This window comes from Phycicoccus elongatus Lp2 (genome assembly GCF_000367525.1).
In the GTDB taxonomy this organism is placed as follows: Bacteria; Actinomycetota; Actinomycetes; order Actinomycetales; family Dermatophilaceae; genus Phycicoccus_A; species Phycicoccus_A elongatus.
Genome location: NZ_HF570956.1, coordinates 1,305,185 through 1,320,407, shown reverse-complemented (window position 1 = coordinate 1,320,407; position 15,223 = coordinate 1,305,185). Strand labels below are relative to the sequence as shown.

The following is a 15,223-nucleotide window of genomic DNA, read 5'->3' as shown; positions in this document are numbered from 1 at the left end:
GAGCTTCACGTACGGCGCCAGGTGCTGGAGTTCCTTCAGACGATCTTGATGATCGACGACGAAGCCTTTCGTAGAGATTCGGGTCCGGAGCAGGCTGCAGACGAAGACTGGGCCGACGATGACACTCCACCGGTAGGTTCGGCGCTCAAACTGGTCGCTCCGGGGGCCTCGGCCGAGGGCGATGAACTTGATGTCCAAGCTGTGTCGCGTAGCTTTGCGGAGGCGGCACTGTCATGCGCCATCTTGTCTCCGCAGTCGGCGGAAGAGAATGAAGACTTCAGGCCGGCGTTTGTTCGGACAGCGAAGCGAGCTGACGCGCTTATTCTCGATTGGAACCTCAACGGCGACAATGGTGCTACGGCTGAAAAGCTCATTCGCGCGGTTCTGCGTGAAGACACCAAGTCTCCGCGCCGACGTCTTCGGTTGGTTACCGTCTATACCGGTGAACCTGACCTCAGACAGATTACGGACCGCATCGCGAACGCCACGAGTGAGAGCCTTGGTGAGGATGAGCTGAAATGGGACGATGATCGTCACGTCGCTTTTAGCCGCGGCCCGGTGCGCGTTGCTGTTTTCGCAAAGGAGCATGTACAGAGCATTCCGGCCGAGCTTGCTGACCGCCGACGGGCGATTTCCGCGCTGCCCACAGTGGTTGTCGAGGAGTTCGGTCGCCACAGTCTTGGGCTTGTAACGACTGCTTCTCTCTCCGCCCTCGCCGGCATCCGCAACGATGCTCACCGACTGCTGGCAGCCTTGGGGCCAGAGATCGATGGCGCCGTGCTTGGCCAGCGCGTATCGCTAGCCCACCCAGAAGACGTCGAGCGACAGGTTGAAGGCCTGATTGCTTCGGAGCTAGCGGCGATCGTACAGGACCATGAAGTCGGGTCGCATGTGGGCTTACCGCGGGTCCGTGAGTGGCTAAAACATAAGAGCGGGATTGGCTCGCGAGGCGTATCGACCTTCGAGTCGATGACCGCTGAACTCCGACTACGGCTTCTTGCCGAAGGATTTAGTCATGAAGCGGTGCAGGAGTTGCAGGATGCTGGCATCGGAAAGAAGAAGCTCGCTGCCGAGGCAACTCACCTGTTCGTGGAGACTCTAGAGGAGAAGCAGCGTTCAGATCAGATCTTCTCAATGCGCATGTCGCTACGCAGCAGGTATGCCAAGCCTTCGCCGGTCATGCAGCTCGGAACGATCGTGGAACAGGAAGGCACGTACGCAGTGTGTGTCCAACCACTTTGTGACAGCGTCAGGATCAACGGGTCCCGGATGTTCCCGTTGTTGCCGCTTGAGGTCGTTAGCGAAGGCGACCGCGCTCCGAGCGATTTGACGGTACCCGACCCTCAAGCATCAAGTGGCTACGTGCGATTGCGGGTAGTGCCCAAGCCGTCGCGGATTCTGATGCGTGATTTCAACGGGGGACCAGCCGGAACCGTGCAAGTTCGCTGGTACCGAAAAGTCGGACGGTTTTCCGAGGTGAAGGTGAAAGGGAGAGGCAAGTCTTGGCGCTGGGTCGGCGACCTCAAGACTGATCACGCGCAGAGGGTGGTGGAGCGTCTGTCCTCTGAGTTTTCGCGAGTAGGTCTTGAAGAGGCAGAGGTCTTGCGGCAAGGCTGGTGAGCCTCCGCGATAATTTCCGTGGGGGACCAAAAGGGGACCAGAATCATGCAAACCATGCATCTCATGACGTGCCCTGCATGATCTGACCCGCGGAACTACGCGGCTTTCAGCTCGAATCGAGCCGTCTGGACGCCTGGGGGTCAAGGGGCCGCAGGTTCAAATCCTGTCAGCCCGACCAGAGGAAGAAGGTCAGGGGCGGTCTCGGAGCATCCGAGGCCGCCCCTGAGCTGTCTCAGGCGGGCCGCCGAAGCCCAACTCACGAGTAGGGCGACGGCGGACTTACGCAGGCGTAGGTTGGCGCTCACGGCTGCTACGAGGCAGGCCGTCCGTGTCACCCGCCAGGAGCCACGCCATGACGACCGTCGACCTGACCCAGACCGACCTGCTGCGTGAGTTGAACCAGGTCGTCGAGGGAGAGCTCAACCGCCACCTCAGGGTCGCCAAGGAGTGGTTCCCCCACGACTTCATCCCATGGAGCGAGGGGCGCAACTTCGACGGCCGGATGGGGGGCGAGGAGTGGAGTCCCGACGACGCGCCACTGTCCGATGTCGCTCGCAGCGCCCTGATCGTCAACCTGCTGACCGAGGACAACCTGCCCAGCTACCACCACGAGATCGCCCAGATCTTCGGCCGGGACGACGCCTGGGGCGAGTGGGTGCACCGGTGGACGGCCGAGGAGGGACGGCACGGGATCGCCATGCGGGACTACATGCTGGTCAAGCGGATGGTGGACCCGGTGGCCCTCGAGCGCTTCCGGATGACCCACATGTCGACGGGCTACGAGTCGGCGCACTCTGGCGAACTCGTCCACTCGCTGGCCTACGTGAGTTTCCAGGAACTCGCCACCCGAGTGTCCCACCGCAACACCGGCACGTTCACCGCCGACCCGATGTGCGAGGAGTTGCTGGCTCGGATCGCGGCCGACGAGAACCTCCACATGATCTTCTACCGCAACCTGCTGGGTGCGGCCCTCGAGCTCAGCCCGAATCAGGCGATGGCCGCGATCCGTGACGTCGTCACGGGTTTCCAGATGCCCGGCACGGACATCCCCGGCTTCCAGCGCAAGGCCGTGGAGATGGCGGTCGCCGGCATCTACGACCTGCGGATCCACCGGGACGATGTCGTTGCTCCCGTGCTCCGCTTCTGGAAGATCTGGGACCTGGAAGGACTCGACGAGACGGGAGAGTCGGCCCGACAGGAGGTCTCCGACTTCATGGACACCCTCGAGACGCAGGCGAGCCGGTTCGAGGACAAGCGCGACACCCTCAAGGAGCGCATGAAGATCGGCTGATACCCCGGATCAGCCGATCGCGCTCCCCGCCACGGACGCGATCCGCGTGACCGCTTCGGCGAGGATCTCCGGGCCGGTCGCGAAGTTGAGTCGGGCGAAGCCCCGTCCCGCGACGGCCCCATAGTGCGGGCCGGACGACAGGGCGACCCCGGCCCGTTGGCGCACCGCGGTGGCCGGGTCCTCCCCGAGATCGGTCGCCCGAAAGTCCAACCAGGCCAGGTAGGTGGCATCCGGCACCCTCACGGACACGGCGGGCAGGTGGTCGGCGACGAGGCGGGCAAGCAGAGCGCGACTGTCATCGAGTTCGCTGAGCACCTCGGCCAGCCATCCGCGCCCAGCGTCGAGGGCCGCCACGTGCGCGATCGACCCCATGTGGCCCATCCCGTAGGACACGACCAGGGGGAGCCGGGTCAGGTCTTCGCGGGACTGTTCGCCGGCGACGAGCACGGCCGCTTTGAACGCCGCGAGGTTCCATGCCTTCCCGGCCGAGAAGACGGCGAACCCACGCTCCGACACGGTGAGCCATGGCACGAACCCCGGCCCACCGGCATACACAAGGGGGGAGTGGATCTCGTCGGACACCACCGTCACGCCGAACTCGTCCGCCAACTCCGCGAGGGTCTCCAACTCGGCCCGGCTCGGGACCGTCCCGGTCGGGTTGTGAGGGTTGCACAGCAGGTATGCCGCGCGCCCACTTCCCGCGATCGCTGCGGCGAAGGCGGAGCGCAGGGCGTCGGGGTCCAGCCGGCCCGCCGGCGTGAGCGGCGCGTCGATACGCCGCCGTCCCTCGGCAGCGATGTGGTTGAAGAAGTTGTCGTAGACCGGGGGAGAGACCACGACAGCGTCGCCGGGCGCGGTCGTGACCCGAAGGATTGCGTCGATCCCACCCATGACGTCCGAACAGGTGCGGGCCGCGTCCAGGGGGACGTCCCAACCCCACGAGTCCGCGGCATACCGGCGGTAGGCCGCGGGATACGCCAGACCGTCCGGATAGCCGGTGTCGCCGCGTGCCATGGCCGACGACACCGCCTCGACGACGGCCGGACAGGGCGCGGCGTCCATCTCCGCGACCCACAGGGGGAGCACGTCAGGGCCCCAGAGCGTCCACTTGACGCTGGTGCGGTCCCGGCGCTGCTGGGTCACGTCTCGGGCAAGGATGCGCGCCATGGAGGAACCCTAGGGGAGGGGTCACATAGGCTGAGCGCATGCCGGAGACCTTGGGGGTGAGTGGCCGGGTCCTGACCCTGCCGAACGCCCTGTCGGCATTGCGACTGCTCGGGGTGCCGCTCTTCGTGTGGGCGATCCTGACCCACCGCGACGGCTTGGCGTTGATCATCCTGACGCTGTCCGGGATCACCGATTACCTCGACGGCAAGATCGCTCGCAAGTTCGGCCTCGTCTCTCGTGTCGGGCAGCTCCTGGACCCGATCGCCGACCGGCTCTACATCGTCTCGACGCTGCTCTGTCTGGCTTGGCGCGAGATCATCCCGTGGTGGGTGGTCATTGTGCTCTTCGCGCGCGAAGCCTTCATGGCAGTCGTGGTTCTCATCGCCAAGAAGCACGGGTGGAACGGCCTCCCGGTCCACTTCGTCGGCAAGGCCGCGACCTTCAACCTGCTCTACGCCTTTCCCCTGCTGTTGTTGGCAGACGGCGATGGCGCCGTGGCGGCGGCCGCCCAACCGATCGCGTGGGGCTTCGCATGGTGGGGCATCGTTCTCTACTGGGTGGCCGGAATCCTGTATGCCGTGCAGCTGCGGCTGCTCGTGGCCGAACCGGCGACGGCATGAACGCACCGCCGTCGGCACCGCGGCGCGTCGATGAGTCGATGACCCTGTTGACCGAGATCCTCGAGCGACCGCTCGACCCTGCCTATGGTGCGCTCGCCCGCCGCCGCGTGGCCGCGGGGCTGCCCGCCAGCCGGGGCTCGCGTTCTGCGCTCTTCGTCGTGACCCTCGTCGTCCTCGGGTCGGTCATCGGCTTGGGCGCCTCCACCCTGCGTGGCAGCGCCACCGCCCGGGCGGAGGCCCGCAGCGAGCTGATCCGGCAGATCGACGCGGCCCGCTCCACCCATGACGGCCGAGCGGCCCGGGTCGCGGCACTGACGGCCGAGGTGTCCGCGCGCGATGCCCAGATCCTGGCTGCGGAGTCGGGCGAGGACGCCTCGCGACTCCGGGAGCTCGCCCTGGTGACCGGCTCCGCGACGGTCACCGGACCGGGACTGGTCGTGACCCTCGACAACGCGCCCGACACCAACGCCGCGGGCAACAACAGCGATCCACGCAACTCCGCTCGCTCCCAGGACGGTGTGGTCCGGGCCCGTGACCTGCAGATCGTCGCGAACAGTCTCTGGATGGCCGGGGCCGAGGCGATCATGATCAACGGACAGCGCCTCACGGCCACCTCCGCGATCCGTTTCGCCGGCGAGGCGATCCTGGTGAACTACCGGCCCTTGGTTCCTCCGTATGCCGTGACCGCCATCGGCGATCCGGCGTCGCTGCCCACGCGCTTCGCCCAAGGCCCGGGTGGGACCTATGTGTCCACCCTGAAGGGCTCCTTCGGCATCCGCGTCGAGACCCGGACCAATGAGTCCGTCACCCTGCCGGGGCTGGCCGGCATCCAGACGAGGGTCGCGCATCCGCCCGCCGGCTCCGCTTCCCCGCCCGCCGTCCCAGCCCCTGCGCCCGCTTCGTCATCCACCCCCGCAGCATCGCCCTCAGCGTCCTCAGGAGACCGCAAATGATCCCTGCGCTCGGTCTGCTCCTCGGCGTCATCATCGGTCTGGCCCTGCAGCCGACGGTGCCGTTGTGGCTGCAGCCCTACTTGCCGATCGCCGTGATTGCGGCGCTCGACGCGGTCTTCGGCGGCGTCCGGGCGGTGCTCGACGGGATCTTCAACGACAAGGTCTTCGTCGTCTCCTTCCTGTCCAATGTGCTCGTGGCGGCGTTGATCGTCTTCCTCGGCGACAAGTTGGGGGTCGGGAGCCAACTCTCGACCGGTGTCGTCGTGGTCCTCGGCGTCCGGATCTTCTCGAACGTCGCCTCCATTCGCCGACACCTCTTCAACGCCTGACGTTCGCGATGACCCAGATACCCCAAACTCCCGAGGATGGACGCGACCTGGACGTGCAACCCTCGACCCGCACGGCGTGGCGGCGCCTGCTCCGTGCAGCGAGTCCGCGCCCGACCAAGGGAACTCTGCTGGCAGGGGTCCTCGCAGTCGCCCTGGGTTTCGCGATCGCGGTGCAGGTCCGACAGACGTCCAACGCCGGTCTGGAGGGCCTGCGCGAGGGTGACCTGGTCCGACTGCTGGACACCGTCAACCAGGACAACTCCCGCCTCAGTGACGAGATCGTCCGCCTCGAGGTGCAGCGCGACGAACTCGCCACGAGCACGGACCTCGAGCAGGCGCGGGCCGCTGCCCAACAGCGACTCGACGCGCTGGGCATCCTGGCCGGCACGACACCGGCCAGTGGGCCGGGCATCGTCATGACGATCCGCGATCCGCAGGCGAAGTACACCGCCGCCATGCTGCTCGACGCCCTGCAGGAACTTCGGGATGCCGGTGCCGAGGCCGTGCAGATCAACGACGGCCGAGTCGGGGCGAGTACCTGGTTCGCCGACGGAGCCAGCGGGGCCGTGACCATGGACGGGCGCACCTTGTCCCGTCCCTTCGTGATCACGGCCATCGGTGACAACAACACCCTCGCCGCGGCCATGGAAATACCCGGAGGGGTCAGTGAGACTGCGCGCCGCATGGGCGGCGACACGACCGTGTTGATCCGGGACACGGTCGACATCACCGCATTGCGGCCGCTTTCGACCCCTCGCTACGCTCTGCCCGAGAATCAGGCGAGTCCCAGCAAATGACCAACATCCCGGCCCAAGGAGCATCATGAGCGACGCCAGCTACCCCACGGACCTGCGCTACACCGCCGAGCACGAGTGGGTGAAGAGCACTGGAGAGGACACCGTGCGGGTCGGCATCACATCCTTTGCCCAGGAGGCACTGGGGGATGTCGTCTACGTCTCCGCCCCTAGCATCGGCGACGCGGTCACTGCCGGTGACAGCTGTGGCGAGGTCGAGTCCACCAAGTCCGTCAGCGACCTCTACTCGCCCCTGTCGGGCGAGGTCGTGGCCGTCAACGACGCGCTGGATGCCACCCCCGAATTGGTCAACAGCGACCCCTACGGCGACGGCTGGATCTTCGAGGTCAGGGTCTCCGACCCGGCCACGATCGATGGCCTCATGGACGCCACGGCATACGAGGGTCAGCTCGGCTGACCATGCAATGGGCCGACGGCCCCCTACCGCAACACTCACCTCGTGATTTAGGGTGAGTGCTCCGTAAACCATGGACGAGGAGTGCTGCCACATGAGTGACGGTCAGGAGGCTGCCGGCGTCGGTCCCAACGAGCCGACGACGATGCGTTTCCCGGGCTTGGGTGGACAGGAGTCCACCGAGGCACTGCAGGGGGAGCATGTCCTCACCCGCGCCGACCAGGCGACCGTCGATGCACTCCGGCCGGGCACCGCTCTGCTCGTGGTCCTTCGTGGACCCAACACCGGCGCCCGCTTCCTGCTCGATGATGACGAGGTGTCCAGCGGTCGGCACCCGGACAGCGACATCTTCCTCGACGACGTGACCGTTTCGCGCAAGCACGCGACCTTCAGCCGTCAGGACGGCCGATTTGTCGTGCGCGATGTCGGCTCGCTCAATGGCACCTATGTCAACCGGGAGCGGATCGACGAGACGGTTCTCACCACGGGTGACGAGGTCCAGATCGGCAAGTACCGCCTCGTCTTCTACGCCGCCAAGGCCTGACCGGCCGGTGCCACGCCCGTCCGTCGATCGACCGCTGACGATCGGGGCCGTCCTCAAGGGTCTGCGCGAGGAGTTCCCGGACGTCTCGATCTCGAAGATTCGCTTCCTCGAGTCCGAGGGCCTGATCTCGCCTGATCGGTCTCCATCGGGCTACCGGCACTATCGGCCAGGAGATGTCGAGCGCCTGCGCTACATCCTTCGAGCACAACGCGAGCACTTCTGGCCCCTCAAGGTCATCCGCGAGGCCTTGGACGCCCTCGATCGCGGCCTGACGCCGCCGATGCAGGAATCGGGTCGGCCGGGCCCACCACAGCCCACGACAGATCCCGACCTCGCCGAACCCGCCGGCACCGGTGGGCGCCTACGACTGACCGCTCCCGAACTCGCCAAGGCGGCAGCCATCGACACCTCGCTCGTGGACACGATGGTCGGTTTCGGGATGCTGACCCCCGACGAGACCGGCCATTTCGACGAATTGGCACTGCGGGCGGCCCATGCCGCCGGTGCCCTGTCGGCCTATGGCATCGAGGCCAGACACCTGCGCATGTTTCGCACTGCGGTCGATCGGGAGGTCGGCTTGGTCGAGCAGGCGGTTGCTGGGCGATCGAGCAAGGATGCGGCCGCTGAACGAGCTGCCGTGGCGCGATTGTGCCTGCAGTTGCACGCGGCCCTGCTCAAGGCGGGACTGCGCGGAACTCCCTGACCGGTGACCTTGACGCGGTCAGGGATTACGGTGGTCGGGTGGCAGTCATGGACGTCCTCGGCGTGCGGGTCGAACTCCCCAACAATCAGCCCATCGTGCTCCTCAAGGAGCGCGAAGGCAGTCGGCACCTGCCGATCTGGATCGGCGCGGCCGAGGCCAGTGCCATCGCCTACGCGCAGCAAGGCGTGGTGCCGCCGCGCCCGCTGACTCACGACCTGATGGCCGATCTCCTCGTCCAACTCGGAGCGTCCCTGCGCCGGGTCGAGATCACCGAACTCAAGGACGGGGCCTTTCATGCGGTGCTCGTCCTCAGCAGCGAGGCCGGCCACGAGACCCGGGTGGACTCGCGCTCCTCTGATGCGATCGCCCTGGCCCTGCGCGCGGGGGCGCCGATCGAGGCGGGTGAGTCACTCCTGGCCGAAGTAGGGGTGACGATGGCCCCTGAGGCGGAGGTCGAGGGCGGGGAGACCGGCGACACGCCGAGCGAAGATGTGCTCGCCGAGTTCAAGGAATTCCTCGACTCGGTGTCGCCCGAGGACTTCGAGACCGGGGAGCAACGTCCCAACTGAGCACGATCGGCAGGGCTGAATGCACGAGCCTGAGGATCAACTTCAGGTTTACTGTTACGAATGTTGCTGGCGACACGCTAGTGACAACAGTCAACTGGTGATTGACCTACAGGGCCGTGCGCCGTACCTTCGAGGGAGAACAACGTCGGTGTAGTCACGCTGATGTCATTCCATGGGCCGGTTTGAGGGTTGAGGAGCCAGAAGTGAACGCGATCGAGGAGTCCCGGGGGAGCACCCCGCGTCCGGTCGTCCCCGCCGGCGGCCAGGGGGTGCTCTTCACCGACGCCCTGCCGGAGTACGACACCGAGAGCGGCTACCGTGGCCCGACCGCGTGCAAGGCGGCCGGTATCACCTACCGGCAGCTCGACTACTGGGCACGCACAGGTTTGGTCGAGCCGAGCGTTCGGACCGCGTCCGGCTCCGGCACCCAGCGCCTCTACGGCTTCCGCGACATCCTGGCGCTCAAGGTCGTCAAGCGCCTGCTCGACACCGGCGTCTCGCTGCAGCAGATCCGCGGGGCCGTTCATGTCCTGCGTGAACGCGGCGTCGACGACCTTGCCGAGATCACCCTGATGAGCGATGGTGCCTCCGTGTACGAGTGCACCTCCACAGAGGAGGTCATCGACCTTCTCGCCGGTGGCCAGGGCGTCTTCGGCATCGCGGTCGGCAGGGTCTGGCGCGAGGTCGAGGGAGAACTCGCCCAACTGCCCAGCGAGCGACCTGAGGACGAGACCCCGGTCGCCGTCCCCGGTGACGAGTTGCGGGCCCGGCGGCAGGCCAAGATGGCCTGACCGCGCCCACCCGCACCGAGGTCCCAGACGCGCCACAGGCCGTCGTGGGACCTCCGCTGCGTCAGGGCACTGATATCTTGTGAGGGCTGCTCACCCCGCGTGGGAGAGACCGGCAAGCCCGTCCCGGGTTTGTTGCCGGCGCCGAAGGGGCAAACTCCCCGGAACCTCTCAGGCACCAGGACCACGCGGAGCAGGCACCTCTGGAGCGTCCCCGCGCGACAGAAGGGGAGATCGTGTTCGATCTCGCGTGCCAGGAGCCTCCCGACATGACCGACTCGCTTTCCGCGTTCACCGCCCGCCACATCGGGCCTCGTGACCACGACGTCGCCGACATGCTCTCCACCATTGGTCTGAGCAGCCTGGACGAATTGGCCTCCGCGGCCGTGCCGGATGCGATCCGTTCCGCCGACGCACTGGACATCGAGGCAGCGCCGAGCGAGCACGTCGTCGTCAAGGAGTTGCGGGGGATTGCCGACCGCAACAAGGTCCTCACCTCAATGATCGGTCTGGGCTACTACGGGACCATCGTCCCCCCGGTCATCGCCCGCAATGTGCTGGAGAATCCCGCGTGGTACACCGCCTACACGCCCTATCAGCCAGAGATCTCCCAAGGACGACTGGAGGCGCTGCTCAACTTCCAGACGGTCGTCACCGACCTCACGGGCCTCGACCTGGCCGGCTCATCCCTGCTCGATGAGGCGACGGCCGCCGCTGAGGCGATGACTCTCATGCGACGCGTGAGCAAGGCGCCAGCGGGTGCCGTTCTGCTCGTCGACGAGGCGGTCTTTCCCCAGACATTGGGGGTCATCCGGACCCGCGCCGTTCCCCTCGGGTTGCCCGTGGTCGTTGCGGACCTCGGGGGGGTCGACGATGTCGACGCCTTGCGGGCCGCCGCTGGCGACCAGGACGTCTTCGGTGTCATCGTCCAGTACCCCGACGGCGCAGGCCGTCTGCGTGACCATCGAGCCCTCGCTGCGGCGGCCCATGAGCACGGCGCACTGGTCACGGCAGCCGCTGACCTGCTCGCGCTCACTCTGGCCACCCCGCCGGGAGAGTGGGGCGCGGACATCGCCGTCGGCACCTCCCAGAGGTTCGGGGTGCCGATGGGCTTCGGTGGCCCGCACGCCGGCTACATGAGCGTCCACTCCGGCCTCGAACGCAACCTCCCGGGACGCCTTGTCGGTGTCTCGGTCGACGAGGTGGGTGCGCGCGCCTATCGACTGGCTCTGCAGACCCGCGAGCAGCACATCCGTCGCGAGAAAGCCACCTCGAACATCTGCACCGCGCAGGTTCTCCTCGCAGTGATGGCAAGCATGTATGCCGTCTACCACGGCCCGCGTGGGCTCGAGGCGATCGCCACGGTCGTCCACTCCCACGCCATCGCCCTTGCCGATGCCCTCCGGGCCGGCGGCGTCGAGGTGGGGGACGAGCCCTTCTTCGACACCCTGACCGTGCACGTGCCGGGCCGCGCGGACGCCGTCGTCGATGCGGCACTGAAGCAGGGGGTCAACCTGTGGCGCGCGAACGCGGACACCGTCCTGATCAGCGTCGACGAGACGACCGATGAGGCCGACCTGGCCGCCGTGGCCACCGCCTTCGGTGTCAACCGGCCCGTGGTCACCCTCGCGGCCCCCGCGTGGGACACCGATCTGCAGCGCACCAGCGAGTACCTCACCCACCCGGTCTTCAACAGCCACCACAGTGAGACCGCCATGCTGCGCTATCTGCGCCGCCTGGCCGATCGCGACTTCGCCCTCGACCGCGGGATGATCCCGCTCGGCTCCTGCACGATGAAGCTCAACGCCACGACCGAGATGCTCGCCGTCACCTGGCCCGAATTCAGCAACCTCCACCCGTTCGTGCCGGCCGACCAGACGCGCGGCAGCCGGGAGATCGTCGAGCAGCTCTCCGCCTGGCTGTGCGAGGTCACCGGCTACGACGCGGTGTCCCTGCAACCCAACGCCGGCTCGCAAGGCGAGTTCGCCGGGCTGCTGGCGATCGCGGCATACCACCGGGCCAATGGCGACACGGAGCGCAACGTGATGCTCATCCCGAGCAGCGCCCACGGCACGAACGCCGCCAGCGCCGTCATGGCCGGCATGAAGGTCATCGTCGTCAAGACCGACTCGATCACCGGCAATGTCGACATGGACGACCTGAAGGCCAAGGTCGAGGACCACCGGGAACACCTGGCTGGGATCATGGTGACCTACCCGTCGACGCACGGCGTCTACGAGGCGACGATCACCGATCTGTGCGCGATGGTGCACGACGCCGGCGGGCAGGTCTACGTCGACGGCGCGAACCTCAACGCGCTCATGGGGTTGGCGCGGCCCGGACGCTTCGGCGCCGACGTCTCGCACCTGAACCTGCACAAGACCTTCTGCATCCCGCACGGAGGCGGCGGCCCCGGCGTGGGCCCGGTCGCGGTGCGCGCCCACCTGGCGCCGCACCTGCCGAATCACCCCCTCGATGCGGAGGCCGGCCCCGAGTCCGGGGTCGGGCCGGTGTCGGCGGCACCTTTCGGATCGGCATCGATCCTTCCGATCTCCTGGGCCTACGTCCGCCTCATGGGCGGGGCCGGACTCAAGCGCTCCACCGAGATCGCCGTTCTCAACGCCAACTACATCGCAGCCCGTCTTCGTGAGCACTACCCCGTCCTCTACACGGGCAACCGTGATCTGGTCGCCCACGAGTGCATCCTCGACGTGCGTGGCATCACCAAGGACACGGGCGTGACCGTCGACGACGTTGCCAAGCGACTCATCGACTACGGATTCCACGCGCCGACGATGTCCTTCCCGGTGGCCGGCACCCTGATGGTCGAGCCGACCGAGTCCGAGGACAAGGGTGAACTGGACCGGTTCTGCGACGCGATGATCGCGATCAAGGGCGAGATCGACCAGGTCGCGGCCGGCACGGTCGAGGCCGCCGACAGCGTGTTGCGGCACGCCCCACACACGGCCGAATCCCTGACCCAGGAGTGGACGGCCTCCTATGACCGAGCCGCGGCCGTCTTCCCGCCCGGCGTTGACCCGACGGCGAAGTATTGGGCACCCGTGCGGCGTATTGATGGTGCCTTCGGGGACCGGAATCTGGTCTGCTCCTGCCCGCCGCCCGAGGCCTTCGAGAGCTGACGGCAGCGGTCGCCTCCGGAACCCGCTCAGGCGGTGCGGTGCAGGGCGTCATCCCGCACCACGTCGACCGTCGAGCCGTCCGGCGTCTTGGTCACCACGAGTTGGTGCGGGATCCGTGCGCGCAGATCCGCGACATGGCTGACGATGCCGACGATGCGCCCGCCGGACTGCAGTCCGTCGAGGAGAGCCATGACGTCCTCGAGGCTCTCGTCGTCGAGGGTGCCGAAGCCCTCATCGACGAACAAGGTGCCGAGGTCGCGGCCGCCGAGTTCGGATCGGACCGCATCCGCCAGGCCGAGGGCGAGCGCCAAGGAGGCCATGAACGTCTCCCCTCCGGAGAGTGAGGAGGTCTCACGCGCCTGCCCGGTCCACTGGTCGAGGACCCGCAGGCCGAGCCCGGAGCGGCCTTGACCGGAGCGGGTGTCCGTGTGCTCGAGCAGGTAGCGACCCGCTCCGAGCGAGCCCAGTCGGTCATTGGCGAAGGCCACGACACGCTCCAGGCGGGCCGCCAGGACATAGGCGGTCAGCCGCATCCTGAGCGTGTTGTCCGCACCGACCCCGGTCGCGAGGTCGGCGAGCGCCTGCACGCGGTCGTGGCGGGCCACGGTTGCGTCCCGGGCCGCAGCGGCGGTGATCGCCGACGGGGTGAGCCGCCGAAGTGCCGCGACGGTGCGCTCGGCATCGACCTGGTCGCGGGTGGCAGCGGCGAGAGCGACGCGCGCGGACTCGTGAGCTGCGGCGATGGCCTCGAGGTCCACGGGCGGGTCGGCCATCGCCGCGGAGACGCCCGGGTCCGTGAGGGTGGTGCGCGCGGCCACGCGCCGCTCCTCGTGCTCACGGATAGCCTCGAGTCGTGAGGCGAGCGCATCTGCCGAGAGGCGAGCGGCAGCCGCGTCAGAGGCATTCTCGAAGCCGGCCTCGGCCAGGGCCTCGGTGGCCGCGTCGGTGGCGGCCCGGTGGGCATCACCGGCCGTGCGCAGTGTCTCTCGAGCGCGGAGTGCGGCCTGCAGCAGCGCGCACACCCCGTCGTGGTGCTCGATGGTCCATCGCTCAACGCCGTCCGGACGGCACGGACACCCTTGATGCTCGCCAGTGAGTCGCTCGACCGTGGTTCGGTGCCGAGCCTGTGCCTCCCGCGCGCGCTCGAGCAGGGCCAGGGCAGCAGCGTGGGCCTTTTGTGCCTGCTGGTGCTCCTCCGAGGCCAACACCAGCGCTGTGGTGCTGTCGGCTGCCTCCGCCCGGAGGGCGGCGAGCCGGTCGTGGGCGGCGAGCACACGCGCGCGACGCTGGGTGAGTTCAGCCAGCCGTGCATCGACCGTCGCCACGTCCTGGCCGTCCAACTGTGCCTCACGGGTGGCGATGGCCGCCTCGATCGCGGCGATCCGCACATCGAGGGCCGCCACCTGCGCCTGTGCCTCATCAGCGGCCATGGCGGCGCCGGACAGTTCGACGTCGCTCACCGGATCGGCATCCGAGGCCGGCGCGGGATGCTCGACTGCCCCACAAACGGCGCAGGGCGACCCGTCGACGAGTGCCGCCGCCAGCTGCGCGGCGCGGCCCTCGAACTGCCGGTCGCGCAGGTCGGCGTGAGCGGTGCGGGCTTCATGGGCGTGGTCCCGGGCCCCCCGGCGCTGCTCGACCAGCCCAGATCGGGTGTCGTGGTCGGCAACATTGGCCACCAGGAGAGTCTGCTGGTCTCGGGCGGCGGCGAGGTCACGATCGACCGCCGTGAGGTCGTGCTCGGCCTCGGTGGCGGCTGCCAGTCGACGCGTGACCTCGTCGACCCGCCCCTGTGCGGCGCTGACCAAGTGACTGCGCTCCTCGGCTGCAGCCGCGGCGGTGCGCTCGGCGTCTCGTGCTGCCTGGAGCGTCAGGTCGTCACTGGTGGCCCCGTCGAGCGATGCCTGGAGCTCGCGTGCCGTGGGGTCCAGGTCCCGGGCAGCGCGTAGCACGTCGTCCAGGGTCTCCGGCTCGGTGGGGAGGCCTCGTGCCGTCAGGGCAGTGAGGCTGGCCCGCAGGCCAGTCGCCGCCCTCTCGACCTCGGCCTCTGTGCGGCGGACGGCGGCCAGGTGACCGGCCAACCCGGCGGCACGGCGTGCAGCCTCGACTTCGGCCATCCTCGCCGCGTGGGCGGGAAGGGCTGCGTCGAGGGCCGCGAGGGCCGACCGGGCCCACCGGCCCCTGTCACGCAGTTGGGCGCTGGCTCGGGCGGCGGCGAGGGTCGCGCCAGCCTGCTGCTCGGCGAGGGTGGCCGCGTCGGTCACCGACAGGGCCGTCGCCAGCTGGCGGG

At 68.0% G+C, this 15,223-nt stretch carries 14 protein-coding genes and 1 riboswitch; of the genes, 12 read left to right on the top strand and 2 right to left on the bottom strand.

Going from position 1 to position 15,223, the window contains the following annotated elements; genetic code table 11:
• Window positions 1-21: 21 nt before the first annotated feature.
• Window positions 22-1,620, top strand: a complete 1,599-nt coding sequence (locus BN10_RS06240; RefSeq protein WP_233354274.1) for a response regulator receiver domain — start codon at window positions 22-24, stop codon at window positions 1,618-1,620.
• A 352-nt stretch (window positions 1,621-1,972) separates the two neighbouring features.
• A complete protein-coding gene (locus BN10_RS06235) occupies window positions 1,973-2,911 on the top strand; it encodes an acyl-ACP desaturase (RefSeq protein WP_010850345.1) in 939 nt (312 codons plus the stop codon).
• Between the two features lie 9 nt (window positions 2,912-2,920).
• Here BN10_RS06235 and BN10_RS06230 read toward each other — a convergent pair whose 3' ends face one another.
• Window positions 2,921-4,078 (bottom strand): MalY/PatB family protein, encoded by a 1,158-nt coding sequence (locus BN10_RS06230; RefSeq protein ID WP_010850344.1) that lies wholly within the window; start codon window positions 4,076-4,078, stop codon window positions 2,921-2,923.
• A gap of 38 nt (window positions 4,079-4,116) precedes the next feature.
• Here BN10_RS06230 and BN10_RS06225 point away from each other — a divergent pair, with 38 nt between their 5' ends.
• The 10 genes from BN10_RS06225 (at window position 4,117) to gcvP (ending at window position 12,933) form a co-directional block, all read left to right on the top strand.
• Window positions 4,117-4,698: a CDP-alcohol phosphatidyltransferase family protein gene (locus BN10_RS06225; protein ID WP_010850343.1), complete on the top strand. Its 582-nt coding sequence runs from the start codon at window positions 4,117-4,119 to the stop codon at window positions 4,696-4,698.
• A 38-nt stretch (window positions 4,699-4,736) separates the two neighbouring features.
• Window positions 4,737-5,651, top strand: a complete 915-nt coding sequence (locus tag BN10_RS06220; RefSeq protein ID WP_233354273.1) for a DUF881 domain-containing protein — start codon at window positions 4,737-4,739, stop codon at window positions 5,649-5,651.
• Window positions 5,648-5,980, top strand: a complete 333-nt coding sequence (locus tag BN10_RS06215) for a small basic family protein (RefSeq protein WP_010850341.1) — start codon at window positions 5,648-5,650, stop codon at window positions 5,978-5,980. Before BN10_RS06220 ends, BN10_RS06215 begins: the two co-directional genes overlap by 4 nt.
• Window positions 5,981-5,988: 8 nt before the next feature.
• Window positions 5,989-6,777, top strand: a complete 789-nt coding sequence (locus BN10_RS06210; protein WP_010850340.1) for a DUF881 domain-containing protein — start codon at window positions 5,989-5,991, stop codon at window positions 6,775-6,777.
• A 25-nt stretch (window positions 6,778-6,802) separates the two neighbouring features.
• Window positions 6,803-7,192, top strand: coding sequence for a glycine cleavage system protein GcvH (gene gcvH / locus BN10_RS06205; RefSeq protein ID WP_010850339.1), 390 nt, complete (start codon window positions 6,803-6,805; stop codon window positions 7,190-7,192).
• A 91-nt stretch (window positions 7,193-7,283) separates the two neighbouring features.
• On the top strand, window positions 7,284-7,733 hold the full coding sequence (locus BN10_RS06200) for an FHA domain-containing protein (RefSeq protein WP_010850338.1): 450 nt from the start codon (window positions 7,284-7,286) through the stop codon (window positions 7,731-7,733).
• A gap of 7 nt (window positions 7,734-7,740) precedes the next feature.
• Complete coding sequence (gene ftsR, locus BN10_RS06195) at window positions 7,741-8,436, top strand: transcriptional regulator FtsR (protein ID WP_010850337.1); 696 nt, start codon at window positions 7,741-7,743, stop codon at window positions 8,434-8,436.
• A 38-nt stretch (window positions 8,437-8,474) separates the two neighbouring features.
• On the top strand, window positions 8,475-9,005 hold the full coding sequence (locus BN10_RS06190) for a bifunctional nuclease family protein (protein WP_010850336.1): 531 nt from the start codon (window positions 8,475-8,477) through the stop codon (window positions 9,003-9,005).
• 203 nt (window positions 9,006-9,208) lie between these two features.
• The gene (locus BN10_RS06185) at window positions 9,209-9,796 is read left to right on the top strand and encodes a MerR family transcriptional regulator (RefSeq protein ID WP_010850335.1); all 588 of its coding nucleotides are present in this window, start codon (window positions 9,209-9,211) and stop codon (window positions 9,794-9,796) included.
• Window positions 9,797-9,886: 90 nt separating this feature from the next.
• Window positions 9,887-9,990, top strand: a riboswitch (glycine riboswitch).
• Window positions 9,991-10,062: 72 nt separating this feature from the next.
• Complete coding sequence (gene gcvP, locus BN10_RS06180) at window positions 10,063-12,933, top strand: aminomethyl-transferring glycine dehydrogenase (protein ID WP_040750995.1); 2,871 nt, start codon at window positions 10,063-10,065, stop codon at window positions 12,931-12,933.
• 26 nt (window positions 12,934-12,959) lie between these two features.
• Here the strand turns inward: gcvP and BN10_RS06175 are convergent.
• The coding region (locus BN10_RS06175) for an SbcC/MukB-like Walker B domain-containing protein (protein WP_051369635.1) at window positions 12,960-15,223 on the bottom strand (2,264 nt) is incomplete at its 5' end.

Coding starts and splice junctions, on each gene's coding strand:
- BN10_RS06225 (WP_010850343.1), top strand. CDS start 4,117: ATGCCGGAGACCTTGGGGGTGAGTGGCCGGGTCCTGACCCTGCCGAAC.
- gcvP (WP_040750995.1), top strand. CDS start 10,063: ATGACCGACTCGCTTTCCGCGTTCACCGCCCGCCACATCGGGCCTCGT.
- BN10_RS06235 (WP_010850345.1), top strand. CDS start 1,973: ATGACGACCGTCGACCTGACCCAGACCGACCTGCTGCGTGAGTTGAAC.
- BN10_RS06210 (WP_010850340.1), top strand. CDS start 5,989: ATGACCCAGATACCCCAAACTCCCGAGGATGGACGCGACCTGGACGTG.
- BN10_RS06200 (WP_010850338.1), top strand. CDS start 7,284: ATGAGTGACGGTCAGGAGGCTGCCGGCGTCGGTCCCAACGAGCCGACG.
- BN10_RS06230 (WP_010850344.1), bottom strand. CDS start 4,078: ATGGCGCGCATCCTTGCCCGAGACGTGACCCAGCAGCGCCGGGACCGC.
- BN10_RS06220 (WP_233354273.1), top strand. CDS start 4,737: ATGACCCTGTTGACCGAGATCCTCGAGCGACCGCTCGACCCTGCCTAT.
- gcvH (WP_010850339.1), top strand. CDS start 6,803: ATGAGCGACGCCAGCTACCCCACGGACCTGCGCTACACCGCCGAGCAC.
- BN10_RS06215 (WP_010850341.1), top strand. CDS start 5,648: ATGATCCCTGCGCTCGGTCTGCTCCTCGGCGTCATCATCGGTCTGGCC.